At 44.4% G+C, this 13,561-nt stretch carries 7 protein-coding genes and 15 tRNA genes; all 22 read right to left on the bottom strand.

Annotated elements, in window-relative coordinates:
• Positions 1 to 132 precede the first annotated feature (132 nt).
• The 22 genes from G3352_RS25390 to G3352_RS25285 all read right to left on the bottom strand — a co-directional run bounded on the left by G3352_RS25390 (position 133) and on the right by G3352_RS25285 (position 13,475).
• A complete protein-coding gene (locus G3352_RS25390) occupies positions 133 to 1,059 on the bottom strand; it encodes a methyltransferase domain-containing protein (RefSeq protein WP_163761013.1) in 927 nt (308 codons plus the stop codon).
• A gap of 295 nt (positions 1,060 to 1,354) precedes the next feature.
• Complete coding sequence (locus tag G3352_RS25385; protein ID WP_163761012.1) at positions 1,355 to 4,018, bottom strand: glycoside hydrolase family 38 N-terminal domain-containing protein; 2,664 nt, start codon at positions 4,016 to 4,018, stop codon at positions 1,355 to 1,357.
• Positions 4,019 to 4,076: 58 nt separating this feature from the next.
• On the bottom strand, positions 4,077 to 6,245 hold the full coding sequence (locus tag G3352_RS25380) for a glycosyl hydrolase family 95 catalytic domain-containing protein (RefSeq protein WP_163761011.1): 2,169 nt from the start codon (positions 6,243 to 6,245) through the stop codon (positions 4,077 to 4,079).
• A gap of 83 nt (positions 6,246 to 6,328) precedes the next feature.
• A complete protein-coding gene (locus tag G3352_RS25375) occupies positions 6,329 to 7,987 on the bottom strand; it encodes an extracellular solute-binding protein (RefSeq protein WP_163761010.1) in 1,659 nt (552 codons plus the stop codon).
• Positions 7,988 to 8,049: 62 nt separating this feature from the next.
• Positions 8,050 to 8,940 carry a carbohydrate ABC transporter permease gene (locus G3352_RS25370; RefSeq protein ID WP_163761009.1) on the bottom strand — a complete coding sequence of 297 codons (891 nt, stop codon included), beginning with the start codon at positions 8,938 to 8,940 and terminating at the stop codon, positions 8,050 to 8,052.
• 12 nt (positions 8,941 to 8,952) lie between these two features.
• Entirely contained in the window at positions 8,953 to 9,864 is a 912-nt protein-coding gene (locus G3352_RS25365) for an ABC transporter permease (protein WP_163761082.1), read from the bottom strand.
• Between the two features lie 269 nt (positions 9,865 to 10,133).
• On the bottom strand, positions 10,134 to 11,228 hold the full coding sequence (locus G3352_RS25360) for a substrate-binding domain-containing protein (RefSeq protein ID WP_163761008.1): 1,095 nt from the start codon (positions 11,226 to 11,228) through the stop codon (positions 10,134 to 10,136).
• A gap of 771 nt (positions 11,229 to 11,999) precedes the next feature.
• Positions 12,000 to 12,078: transfer RNA gene (locus G3352_RS25355), tRNA-Leu, on the bottom strand.
• 24 nt (positions 12,079 to 12,102) lie between these two features.
• Positions 12,103 to 12,176: transfer RNA gene (locus tag G3352_RS25350), tRNA-Cys, on the bottom strand.
• A 6-nt stretch (positions 12,177 to 12,182) separates the two neighbouring features.
• Positions 12,183 to 12,257, bottom strand: a tRNA-Gly gene (locus G3352_RS25345).
• A gap of 3 nt (positions 12,258 to 12,260) precedes the next feature.
• A tRNA-Gln gene (locus G3352_RS25340) sits at positions 12,261 to 12,335 on the bottom strand.
• A 12-nt stretch (positions 12,336 to 12,347) separates the two neighbouring features.
• Positions 12,348 to 12,420, bottom strand: a tRNA-His gene (locus G3352_RS25335).
• A 29-nt stretch (positions 12,421 to 12,449) separates the two neighbouring features.
• Positions 12,450 to 12,523: transfer RNA gene (locus tag G3352_RS25330), tRNA-Trp, on the bottom strand.
• A gap of 6 nt (positions 12,524 to 12,529) precedes the next feature.
• Positions 12,530 to 12,615: transfer RNA gene (locus tag G3352_RS25325), tRNA-Tyr, on the bottom strand.
• A 5-nt stretch (positions 12,616 to 12,620) separates the two neighbouring features.
• Positions 12,621 to 12,696: transfer RNA gene (locus G3352_RS25320), tRNA-Thr, on the bottom strand.
• Positions 12,697 to 12,714: 18 nt separating this feature from the next.
• Positions 12,715 to 12,790, bottom strand: a tRNA-Phe gene (locus tag G3352_RS25315).
• 96 nt (positions 12,791 to 12,886) lie between these two features.
• Positions 12,887 to 12,964: transfer RNA gene (locus G3352_RS25310), tRNA-Asp, on the bottom strand.
• Between the two features lie 27 nt (positions 12,965 to 12,991).
• Positions 12,992 to 13,065: transfer RNA gene (locus G3352_RS25305), tRNA-Met, on the bottom strand.
• A 17-nt stretch (positions 13,066 to 13,082) separates the two neighbouring features.
• Positions 13,083 to 13,158: transfer RNA gene (locus G3352_RS25300), tRNA-Val, on the bottom strand.
• A 68-nt stretch (positions 13,159 to 13,226) separates the two neighbouring features.
• A tRNA-Glu gene (locus G3352_RS25295) sits at positions 13,227 to 13,298 on the bottom strand.
• A 6-nt stretch (positions 13,299 to 13,304) separates the two neighbouring features.
• Positions 13,305 to 13,396 (bottom strand) — tRNA-Ser (locus tag G3352_RS25290).
• A gap of 3 nt (positions 13,397 to 13,399) precedes the next feature.
• Positions 13,400 to 13,475 (bottom strand) — tRNA-Asn (locus tag G3352_RS25285).
• Between the last annotated feature and the right edge of the window lie 86 nt (positions 13,476 to 13,561).

Here is a 13,561-nt window from a genome sequence, read left to right as displayed (position 1 = left end):
TATAGAAGAAGAACGTTTGTTATTTAGTCGAAGAATAAGATGTCTTATATCTGACAATCAGAAAGGGAGCAGTATATCTGCTCCCTTTTCCCTTTTAAAACTTTATCTAAATTGAATACTGCTGAAATGGGTCTACTGTTCCTTGGTACGTACGACTTTCATATTCGGTTGCTCCAATTGAATCAGAATTTTACCGAACTTTCCTCCGCGTGAGAATGTAACCACACCATCCTTGTAAGTGGCTCTAATATATTGTTCCGCCAAGGCAAGTGAACCTTTATCCGTTGGCAGTTCGTGCATGTTAAGCCATTCCTGAAGCTTATCAACGACTTCCTCAACAGGCATCTCAATAAAACTTGTTTCTTTAGTGATTAAGATGGTGTACGAATAATTTTTCAGGTACAGTAGCTGTTGTATATATCCCATATCTCCCGGGTCGTGTGATGGATAGACACCCAGTACCTCTTTAAGCTCATTGATTAGGGTGTGCTCTCTCGCTCCGGCCATCGTGCTGATATAAACATACTTTCGGGCAGTACTTATCGCCTGTTCAATCGTTTCCCAATTCGACATCGCCGGGCACATGGATGCAAATGCAAAATCATATTTCTTTTCCCAGCCCTTTTCCTGAATCGATATGTCCTCGAACCGCTCTGAAACGATATCAATACTGGATGTTAGTGATGCAGGAATTGTCTCTTTCATTAATGAAACTAACAGTTCAGAGGGCTCTACAGCAGTCACGGTCGCTCCTTTGGTTGCAAAAGGAATCGTAAAGATGCCCGACGCTGCTCCAATGTCTAATATCGATAACCCGTCAAAACTCACTCCCTGATTTTCAATCCAGCCTGTGATGCGTTCGGATCGCTTCTTTCCCTCTTCAGTAAACGACTGTTGATGATATTCTCTGGCCCATCGTTCAAATGCTGATGTCGCGTCAAACGCCGTGCTATTCATATTGTATTTTGAAGCTGTGGACTGATTCTTCCACGCTTCTTCCCATACAGATCGATCAAATAAAATTTCAGAATGCTTGGATACATGTTTTTCCTCTGACACGTTGCTTCACTCCGTTTCTTTTATAAATTTAAAAGAGCTATAATATCTGCAATTAATCCAAACTATATCACAGACTTTGAATATCTACAATATATCCATTTAGTTTATGCGTGAACACATAAAAATACTTCCATATCCTTTCTAAGACAGTATCATCCAATGTAATTATAAAAATTGCCCCACAAAATGCTTTTGCAATTTGTAGGGCTTTCCAATGCGGGAGAGTACTCGATCCCCACGATTTCAATTCGATTTGAGTCGCACATAAGATTTATTTTTCTCATCTTTCGCTATCCTATTTTTCTAATATAATCAGTACATGCTTTATCTGCTTAGGTCCAAGGCTGATATGTAGCGTGTTTACATCCTGGGTAGCCAGTGAATTCAACTGCTCCTCAAGGATATTAGACTCGTACGCTTCCACAATCAGTCTGCCTGGAAAACTCAATTGAGCCTCTGAATTGTCGTCCTTCACATTATTTAACCGTATAATAATGCCTCTGCCTGCCTCCGCCGGTTTTACATCAAAAATGTGCACATGTTCACTCTCTAAATTGATGAATCTCCCGGCCTCCTCCTTCTTGCAATCCATAACAGGAGTTATGTAGATTTGTGATACGGCTTGGGTGGAAGCTTCAGTGATCGCCGTCGGTTCGAACGTCCGATAAGTCGACAACAGATAAGTAAACGAATTGAAACCAGGCTGACGTGCTCTAAAGTTTGTTTCCCAGTAGTTATTCATAGGCCAGGCTAACAGCAAGGGATTGGCCGACTTGTCGATTTGCTTATGCTCTCTGCCAAAATTGAAATCCCCTACTTGCACCAAAGGCGCGTCGGGACAAACCAGTGTCACACCGTGGTCTTCGTCGAATAAGGAAACGCTTTTGTCCACGGTCACAAAATCTCTGCATACACCTGGCAGCTGCTGCTCATCCAGCTCCACAAGCTGTCCGGCAGTATCGTAGAAGCATCGCCAGTCCACTAAATTGAGCGGAATCGCGAAGTATGTCCCTTCCGGAGTGGTGATATCTTGCTTCATATAAGAAACTTTGATCTCAATCTCTGGACGGTAGTTGAATAGTGTGAAGCGCTGTTCCAGATGATCCACTCCAGGCGCATCCCACCGCAGCACCAGTTTTGCATCATTCGCGCCCCGTTCAACGAAACAGTCTAGCAAACGGGAGTACGTCTGCCTTGCAGCAGGCCAGTCGTTATTCCAGCAGCTGATGCTGTTATTGCCTTTCTCAACATCCCGCGAAAAAATAGTTTGTCTGCTATTTTCGGAGACGGTCGTGTCAATCGTCTCCTGAACGTATTGGAACAACGTCCACGGACTAGTCAAATCAAGTGTCTCCCAGCCTCTTTGCTTGTCATACAAGCTAAGAATTCTTCCTGTAACCGGATCGAAATCAAGCCTGTGATATGGAGACTCAATACGACCGTTTGACACCTTGATCTCGAATACTCGATTCATCGCGCTAAACGGATCGTTCCCTTTCTCCTTGGCGCCGGCAATTACTTCAAGATTTGAAGCCTGCTTCACCTTCTCCAGCTTATTGTAGGGAATTTTCCGCCAGCTGAACGGCGGCAGTTCAATCACTCCGTAGCTCTCTTCGGTAGTAAAGCGATCATTGTTCATAAGCACTTGCCTCATTCTGTCGGCGGCCAGATGCCGTCCAGGCTTTCGAAAGCTTAAGGGAACTTGCAGATCATGTTTGATTGGAACAGACGAATAATTCAAAAGCATAATCCCTTCGGGGTTATCACCCTGAAGCGGATTTTCGGAGAGCTGCTCCAACTGGCTTCCAAGCAAGTAGCCGGTTAGACTATTGCCTTGGTACGCGTAATGCGCTTTGTGTGCCCATTGAATATCAACATTCAAATGATCTGGATCGGCAATGGCGTTAAATGCTCCCCAAGTGTGTTCGTCGTATAAATGGATTTGCTCCCACGCTTGCCGTTTGATTTCAGAATATCTTCCATCCGCCTTCCCTTGGAAGGATTCCAACAGCTCGACTGCCTTCATGCCTTGCTTCGTGCGGCGATTCAGTTTCGTTTCCTTGGCTGCACTTCCGGAACCGAAGTTCCAGTAATCCGTCCAATCCCCGGCATATGTCGGGAGCTGCTCCGTATGCTTACGCACTCTTGCATACAGCATCTCCGGCGTCACGAATGAAATTCGCTGTTCGCGCGACTCGCTATTCCATTGTTTGATGAGGTCTGCCAGATCCTGATCCGGAGGATTGTTATCGTATAGCGGCAGATTGGTTGCAGTTAAATAGACGAAATCGAATGGATAGGCTGGATTATCCTCAATCTTCTGTAGATATTGGGCAAGACCTTCCGCCATGCTATCCGTGTTTTTGGCGTTTACGTTGCAGATTTGACTGAACAGTGAATAATGCTCACCGTTGAATGTTAGCAGCTTCCTGTGATCAGGCGCCTTCCAGTGAAAAGCATTCGGTCTTTTGAATGGAACAGCGCCCATATGGATGTTAATCCCCATGATGAAAAACTCTACACCCGCATCGAGCAGCAATTGGCTGTAAGGCCAAGGCTGACCATTGACATCATGGTGAATCGCCGTCTTGATGTCGATCCCAAACCGGCTGCGCAATTCCTTGATGGGTTGCAGCATACGAATCGTTTGCTCCGCGGTCACAAGAGGTGTTGTATGCATGAACGAAGCCGAGAGGCTAATTTGCCCACTTTGCAGATAACGACCGAACTGCTTCATTTGTTTATCTGTCGCATCCTCCAGCCACCTCAGCACAGGGTAACTGGATTCACAAGTCCAGCGGAATTTATTTTCCTCCGCCCAATCCTCGGTCGATTCGCATAATTGTAACGCCTGATCGATATATCTCTTCTGCAGTTCTAGTAGAATAGGCTGCGCATGAGTATAGCCGATATCCAAATGGCTGTGGTGGAGCACAAGTACATCTTTAATTTTTGACACACACTTTCCCCCTGACATGCTATATTCAATCGTTACCTCGTAGCTAGCGGTTTTATTTCTAATGTCCTAGCAGTCTATAAGACTTGCCGGCTTCTGTATTAAAAGAAATGATGTCTGCAGACAACTGCCACTCGACTTCCCTTTGCTGGTCAGGAGCACCATTTATCTCTACAATTGAAAACTCGCCACTTGACCATGGATTCAATATGCTGCACACTCTGCCCTTATCACTTGTAAGGTCAATGTGTGTTACCTTTCCTTCCGACAACTCACTGGATACAACAAATGCTCCAACGGCTCTCAGCTTGTGGAAACGGGCATCTTTCTCCCGTGGCCAAACTGGAAATAGCTTGATCACCTGCTCATGGCTTTGCAGCAGCATTTCATTGATGGCCGAAGGTACTCCGCTGCAGCATTCGATGCCTCCTCCGCCGAAGAAAATAAATAGATTCGGGAAGCTATGCTCCGAGCATTGGCGGCGAAGCTCGCGAAGAATAGTCTCAGGCTCATAACCGACACGCGCAGCAGCGGTAAATATTGTTGGAAAGCCGTTATAATCCGTCCACCGATTCAAGACTGTAATCGTGTCCTTGGCAATCTTTAGAAGCTGCGGATCTGAGTCAAGACCTATTCCGCCAGCAGGCCATATATGCTGAATAGCGAGGGTATTGTCCCCCCACCACTCGTGCCCTTGCTCCGTTAAGCGAAATATCGTTTTCCCTTCGCGTTCAAATGTCGGATAATCGCTAATATGCTCCAAGATATGAGTCCACTTCTCATGACGATCTGCATCAAGCTGCAATTGCCTGGAAATATCGAGCAGCCCTTTAAATAACATCCGGATGAGCGCTAAAGAAAGGATGGGATTCATATCCTCCAAACCGCGATCCCAATCATCATTTTCGTGCGACTCTGTATAAGTTCCGACTTCATGGATAGCATCACGGTAAATCACATAACGACCATCCTCGAAGGTCAAGTAATCTTCCCAGAAATTCGCCACCCCAATCAGGAACGGGTACACCAAACCGGCATATTCCAAATCATACGTATAATAAAACCGCATTAACATGTTAACTGTACTCAGCACCGAATTGCTCTTCTGTCCCAAAAACATGTGCCCGTTCTCATAAGGAGTATTGCATAATGCAGTAGGCAAACCTTTCGGACCAATACCAACATCGTAATAGAGCCCTCTACATCCCAAGTACTCCTCCGCATATCGACGACCATTTGCCATATACTCCAGCAGCGGCGTATCATACGGCTCGCTCAAATCAATGTGATTGGACGAATACACACCCCACCAAGGGGCCTGGTAATTATAATTCAAATGATAATCTCCCGCCCATTCCGGGGTATCCGTCGTGATCCAACTGCCGAATAGACCGGGTGCAAACTTCTTGTTTCGGCTGCAGCAAGCCATAATATAATGGGAGCCGTACCAGAACTTCTCCAGCAGTTCGTCCCCGATTTCGATTGTTGACTTAGCCCAGAACCCGCTCCACCAGTCAGCATGCTCTGAACGAAGTAAAGCCATCCTATTCTCGTCGATAAGTCCCACTTTTCTGATAGACTCCTGCAGGTAATTCTCCTCATCATGGTTCGTTACCACGTAGGCAATAATATATTGTTTTGTTCCAGGTTTTAGTTCAAAGGACTGACTGCCGGATGAGCTGCGCATAGCAATAACACCTTCCGTCGGCCATTCAATGCCTTCACCGGTAAATTTACGTGCTACCCACGCAGTATCGCCAACCTGCCCCTGCTCCGTTTCCGAGCCATTTCCAGGCTGTACCCACAGATCTAGCGTAACGGCAACGGCTTGCCCTTCGCTGCTCAGCTCTACGATTAACACATTTTCCATGGCTGATACCCAGGAAGTCATCGTGACCGACGCTGCCTCTCCATGAAATGTCGATACGATTTTTGCTTCATCCAGCCGCTGCTCGCTATAATACGAAGCATTTGCCAGGTCGGGTAAATGAACATCAATTCCGCCGAGCAAGCACGGGCTACCATTTGAGTACATCAGCTGCGCTTTCCAGAAATCCGTTTTCGAAATCCATATACGCTGCTGTTCAGGCTTTCCGCTAATAGTGACGCCCAGATCGCCATTTCCAATGACCGGGCTATCGACGACCTTGTCCGTAGGGACAATTTCCGGCGGTTCCGTAAAGATTCCCTTATACTTCTCCACTCTCTGTTTACATTCCACAGCTTCCATGCAGTTATCCACCTCCAGTTTTAATGTTCAAAATCATGCCCACCCCTAGAAGGACATAGCGGGCATGACCATTATTTATTGATTTATTTATTCGCTGCACGTCTTTCCTCATATCTCTTCAACGCATCGTCATAGATCTTAAGAACTTTATCGAGATCGCCTGTTTTCTTAATCTTAGCCTGGAAATCTACCCATTTATCAAAGCTTTCTTTGCCATTCACGAATTTATTTTGCATCTCTGCTACATACGTATTTACCGGCGACATGGCCGAAGTGATCTGCTCGCGTTCATCATCTGTGAATTCAAGACTAGGCTCGAAAATCATTGGAGGCACGTAATCATTTGGAAACGGCATGTCTTGGAACACAGTTTCCCACGGTTGTTCAACCAGTTTGCCATTTACGTTACCTGTGTCCTTAGGTGCAAAATCAACAAATGCTCTTGTATCAATGGCCATTTGCAGACCAGGACGGTAGGAGCTGCTTGATCTCGTTCCGTATTTATCGCCTTCAATCCATGGGTTCTCCGCACTTTTGATCGAATCTACAAAAGTCGGTTTGCCGCTGGCATCTTTGGTGTAGCTCGTACCTTCGATCCCCCAAGTAATCAGGTTTATAATTTCCGGTTTATATTGCAAATCCAACAGCTTTACTAAATCTTTTACATTTTTCGCCTTCGGACTGACGACCATTACAGCGCCCGAGCTAACCCCTACTGAATTGAAGTCGTTTACGCTCTGCCATGCTTTCCCGTATTTTGGATTATCGGGGAATAGAGAAATGACAAACTTCTCCCCTCCCGTTGATGCACGATTCCAGTCACCAGCAAAAGTAAACCAGTTTGACAGCAAGATGAAGTTTGTGCCGCTCATTGCTTTTTTCTTAACAGCATCTGTTTTATCCGAGAACACTTCAGGGTCTAACAGCTTCTCGGCATATAGCTTATTGGCAAATTGCAGCGCGTCCTTATATGATTCTTCGAACGGTCCGTAAACATAATTTTTCCCATTCCAATAGATGGACGAGCCTCCGTTGTGATTTGCATAAAAGAGTGGATCGAAAGAGCTGCTTTGTGTATTCACCGGATAGGAATCCGGATATTTCTCTTTTAACGTTTTTGCGGCTGCATACAGCTCATCTATCGTGTTTGGAATATGAATGCCTTCCTTTTGAAAAATATCATATCGATAGGTTGCCGGAGTGTATACGCCCATGCCTTTAGCCTTCGCTTGCCTTGGAAGGTCAATGTTCCATAATCCATAGAACTCCCCATCCGATCGAATTGCCTTGATTCTCCCATCTGTTGCTTGGTCGATTAGGCTCATATAGTTAGGCAGAAGGTCTTTATACTTGCTCAGTTCCAGGAATGTACCCTCCGTTTCATATTGCTTAAAAAGGTCTTTGCTCATGACCATGAACAAATCCGTTGTATCGCCGCTCGCAAGCAAAAGCTTGGATTTCTCCTCGTATTCGCCAATCGGGATGTAATTATATTTAATGTCCAGCTTCTCACCCATTAGAGTTTCCATCTGTTTAATCCATTCCTTGTGCACCATAGAATCTTCAATTTTGGCGCCAAAGGAAGGCAGGGTTACAGAAAAACTTAGCGTTCCAGCTTGCTCCGTAGTTTCGCTGTTTCCCGAATTTGTGGAATTAGAGTCAGAGCTGCATCCTGCTAAGATAGTTCCCATGCTTAGTACACTTGCAAGTAATAAAGAAGATAATTTGAAGCGTTGTCTCATCGTTACCCCTCCTGGAATCATCGTCATCTCTTTTGTCCAATCCTCTCAACTGCCTTGCAAAATCAACCTTTAACAGCGCCAATCATGACACCTTTTACAAAATATTTTTGGAGGAACGGATAGATCACCATGATGGGGAACATCGCAATGACAACAATCGCCATTTGAATATTTTTCGGATTCACATTCATTTGCGCCATCATCGCTTGCATGACTTCTGTTCCCGTCCCGGAATCGAAGGAAATGGAGAATAAATATTTCCTTAGGATCAGTTGTAAAGGATACTTATTCTCATCCTGAAGATACACCAGTGCTTCAAACCATCCATTCCAGCTCCCGACAATACCGAATAGTGCAAATGTTGCCAAGAGTGGCTTGGAAAGTGACAAATAAATTTTCGTTAAGATTTGAACCTCGTTAGCACCATCAATAACAGCGGATTCACGCAAGTCGGATGGTATGGATTGATAAAAGGATCTGAATAAAAAGACATTAAACGCAGATACACAGCCGGGGATAATCATAATCCAATAGGTATCAAGTAGATGAAGACTGCGTGCGAGTAAATAAGAAGGGATCAAGCCACCACTAAAGAACATTGTAATGATCAAAAAGATCGAAAGAAATTTTTTGGCCATGAAGTCCGGAATTGTCAGCGGATACGCCATTAGCGAAGTAAAGGTTAGCATAAACAAGGTAGACCCGAGTGCATATATAATGGAATGTGCGTAGCCTGAATACAGAAATGGATCCTGCAAGATATATTTGTAACCGCCTACGTTAAACCCTTTCGGAAAAATCGTAATATCGCCTCTAAGAATAGGCTCAGAACTACTTAAAGAAACTGCAATAACGTGCAAAAAGGGATATAACATGACCACACATAGAAGCAGCATCAACAAAATATTGAACAGATCAAATATTTTAGAGCCAACACTTTCTTTACCTACCATGTTCCACACCCCCTACCAAATACTCGTGTCTGATACTTTACGGCTTAACATGTTTGCCCCTATAAGCAAGATAAATGCAACCAAGGACTGGAAGAGCCCGATAGCTGTCGTATATTCAAACCTTGACCCCATGATCCCTTCACGATAAAGATAGGTTCCAATAACATCCGCAACCTCATAGGTGTCTGGGTTATAAAGCATAAGGATTTTCTGAAAATCCGTCCCCAAAATCCCGCTAAGAGATAAAATAAGCAAAATAATCGTTGTTGGTTTGATGTGCGGCCAGTTAATATTCAGCACCTTCTGCCAACGATTTGCTCCGTCAATACTCGCAACATCATGTAACGTAGGATCAACACTGCTTAATGCCGCTAGGTACAAGATTGTACCGAAACCGATCCCTTGCCATATGTTTGAGCTGATAAATATGGTTCTGAACCATTCTGGCTCTGACAGAAACACAATCGGATCAATGCCAAACCAACCTGCAATTTTGTTAAACAAGCCATCCCTCTCAGTGAATGTCCGAAGAATACCAACAATAATGACCGTGGAGATAAAATGCGGCAAATAGGATATGGTCTGCACCGCTTTTTTAAATTTAGGGAACTTTAATTCGTTGAATAACAACGCCAAAATGATCGGGGCCGGAAATCCCCATAACAAGGAATAGATACCTAACAATATGGTGTTCTTGAGCACCCTCATCGCCATAGGATCTTGGAAAAATAAAATGAAGTACTTAAAACCTACCCATTCGCTGCCCCACATCCCGCGAACCGCACTATACTTTTTGAAGGCAATCTGTATCCCGTACATTGGAAAGTAACTAAACACCAGTACAACTAAAAAGCCAGGCAAGACCATTAAAAATAAATACCTTTGCTTCCAAAATCGTTTAAAAAACTTGTGTGAAGTTACCATCACTACTCTTTCCTCCTTCAAAAACTTAGCATTAAAGCCCCTCCAAAAAAATTATTGTTACCGCTTACAACAAACAATACAACTAATGAATATCTGTGTCAATATTTTATTTGTTATTATATAATTAATGATACAGTTAATGATACAGATGTTATCGGTAAGCACTATTTCCCCTTATTGGTTATCAAATACGAATCAAAAAGCGGCTTCATTGAAAGTCCGCAACGGAATTTCAATGAAGCCGCTCAATAAATTTATGCCAAAAAAAATCATTCAGATATCGAATTAACAGACTCCCCGATATAAATGTTCGATTTGCATACTTGTCCGTAAAACAATGGATCTTCATTCTCATCAATCATCTTCAGTAATAATTGCGCAGCACATTGTCCCATTTCATAAAAAGGCTGTGTGACCCCAGTTACATTTAATTTAATTCTGCGATTTAAATTTTCTGCATCATAGGTTACGAGTGATACATCATCAGGTATACGATAATTCAGATTTTCTAAGGAACGGATGGCTGCCTCGGCAATTTGATCATTCGCAGTAAATACAGCCGTGAACTGCATCTCTTTCATTTTTCTCTCTAAAATTTCACAGTAATCATCAAATTCATCGGAGAAATCCTCATACTTGGTAGAAATAAAGACTTCAAATTCATCAGAATACTCTAATTCCGAGTCAATAAAGGCCTGCTTAAAACCCATAAGTCGTTCATTTATCGTGCTTATATTACTATTTTTAATAAATAATATACGCTTATGTCCTTGTCCGATGAGCAGTTTGGTTAGGTTGTAAGCGCCCGCAATATTATCGCTGGTTACATACGGAATGCTTGTGTTATAAACCACCCGATCCAAGCTTATGTATTTGATCCCATAATCCTGAAGTAGGGAGAAAATCCGATTATTAATCTCTTCATGCCCTTCGCTCATAAAGGGACTTAAGATAACCCCTTCTACCTTTCTTTCGACTGCCCCTCGCACGAGGGATTCCAGCTTTTCAAGATTTCGATCATCACTTGAACTCAGCAGCTGATAGCCTCGTAAAAATAAGGTATCTTCCACACCTCGCAGCGCAGTCGCCCATATTGGATTATCAATGCCAAAAACAAAAGCAGCCACCAGACGTGTACCACTTTGCAAAGTTTCCTTTCCTTTATTCATAAAGGTGCCTCTGCGGCTATCCCGGATGAGCCACCCTTCCTCCGCCAACTCCTTAATTGCCTTTTCAATCGTATTCACACTAGACTCATAATATTGGGCAAACTCGCGGCTGGATGGAAGTCTATAGCCCTCAGTCCACTCACCTCTTATCAGCCTTTGCTTAATATGTTCTTTGATAACCGAGTACTTAGCCACAGCTTCATTCTCCTCATGTAATCTTATACTTCACTGTACCCCTATGCTTCCAACTGTGTCAAGATTTATGATACAAGAAAGCAAGTAATTTCAAAGCCTCATACCCACGTAATTCTAATCATGAGACGAAACCATTCATAATTAGAGTCTCCAAATAAAGCTGGATGATGTCTCTTGAATGCCTGAATATTGTAAATCGCATGAGACTCCAGACTTGACCAGTGATTGCTCATTTGGTCGTCAATTCCGTACAATAAGCAATCATTTTCTATTCAGGAAGTCGATGCACGAAGGTACAACCATGAGAGGCCATGATACAGGTAAAGGCATTCTCGCTTAATCGCGGCGAGGTCAGTGATACAATTAAGCCTCAGGAGAACAGCAGGCCCGGCTGGGGGATTTTTCTGGCATTGTGCTGTAAAGAGAGCGGAAGCGGTAAAGGGCCCTTAAAAGGGAAATTCCTGAAGAGATTACCTTTTGAAAAGCCTCTTCACTTCCTTTTCTTGGCTTGTAGGTTAAAGCCACTAAGAAAGCACTAAGAAAGGGGATTGCTGCTCGGCAAGTCAGTGCTCATACAGGTTTATTCCAGAGGGATTGGATATTTGCGCATCAAATACATACCATAAACCAGGTGTAGAAGTCGTGGGAGGAAATTGACGCAGTTGCACATCAATTGATAAATCGCCAGTTTACGGGTAAAGCAGTACTTACATTCTGCCAAATAAAAAAGCCCATTAGATTTTGCATCTAATGAGCTTTTACTTACTTGAATACCGGCGAGAGGACTCGAACCTCCACGGTTTCCCACTCGATTTTGAGTCGAGCGCGTCTGCCATTCCGCCACGCCGGCATATCGTGTTTTATAAAATTATACTGGAGGCGCCACCCAGATTCGAACTGGGGATAAAGCTTTTGCAGAGCTGTGCCTTACCACTTGGCTATGGCGCCATATTTTGGAGCGGACGACGGGAATCGAACCCGCGACCCTCGCCTTGGCAAGGCGATGCTCTACCGCTGAGCCACGTCCGCAAATGGCTGGGGATATAGGATTTGAACCTATGCATGACGGAGTCAAAGTCCGTTGCCTTACCGCTTGGCTAATCCCCAAAAAAACAAAGGGGCGATCGAGGGGAATTGAACCCCCGAATGCCGGATCCACAAACCGGTGCGTTAACCACTTCGCCACGATCGCCATAATACAATATGTTCTTAAAAGTTAATTGGCAGGGGCAGCAGGAATTGAACCCACACCAACGGTTTTGGAGACCGTTGTTCTACCTTTAAACTATGCCCCTAAAAACTGGTGGAGGATGATGGATTCGAACCACCGAACCCGTACGGGAGCAGATTTACAGTCTGATGCGTTTGGCCACTTCGCTAATCCTCCATAAGTGGTGCCGGCGAGAGGACTTGAACCCCCAACCTACTGATTACAAGTCAGTTGCTCTACCAGTTGAGCTACACCGGCGTATTAAGTTGTGATAAATGGTGGCTCGGGACGGAATCGAACCGCCGACACGAGGATTTTCAGTCCTCTGCTCTACCGACTGAGCTACCGAGCCATAATAAAGTTTAATCCTGAAACGTTACACTTTATCTAGGGCGTTCGGTGCCATATAGCAGATTTAGTGAACAGCTTCCTCATGTAAAGATTAAAATGGCGGAACCGACGGGATTCGAACCCGCGATCTCCTGCGTGACAGGCAGGCATGTTAGGCCAACTACACCACGGTTCCAGATCACTTTCTTGAAAGAAAGTATAATTGCGGGGGCAGGATTTGAACCTGCGGCCTTCGGGTTATGAGCCCGACGAGCTACCGGGCTGCTCCACCCCGCGTCGTTATAAAAGTTATATGGTGGAGGCTGAGGGGTTCGAACCCCCGACCCTCTGCTTGTAAGGCAGATGCTCTCCCAGCTGAGCTAAGCCTCCGAACAACACATTTATGATCTTATCATAAAACTGCTGTGTAAATCAACTTCTTTTTTTGAAGTTAAATATGACCCGTAGGGGATTCGAACCCCTGTTACCTCCGTGAAAGGGAGGTGTCTTAACCCCTTGACCAACGGGCCTTACTATGGCGGAGAGAGAGGGATTCGAACCCTCGAGACGCTTGTGGCGCCTACACGATTTCCAATCGTGCTCCTTCGGCCAACTCGGACACCTCTCCATATGGCTCCCCGAACAGGGCTCGAACCTGTGACAACTCGATTAACAGTCGAGTGCTCTACCAACTGAGCTATCAGGGAATATGCTTCAGAGATTATTCTCTGAAAACTAGATCCGAAACGAAATTTGCGACTTACAACCTGCATATTTGGATAAGCCCTCGACC

The organism is Paenibacillus sp. ALJ109b (assembly GCF_010747435.1).
In the GTDB taxonomy this organism is placed as follows: Bacteria; Bacillota; Bacilli; order Paenibacillales; family Paenibacillaceae; genus Paenibacillus; species Paenibacillus taichungensis.
Note: the sequence above shows the minus strand (reverse complement) of the source record. Positions and strands in the feature narration are given on the sequence as shown.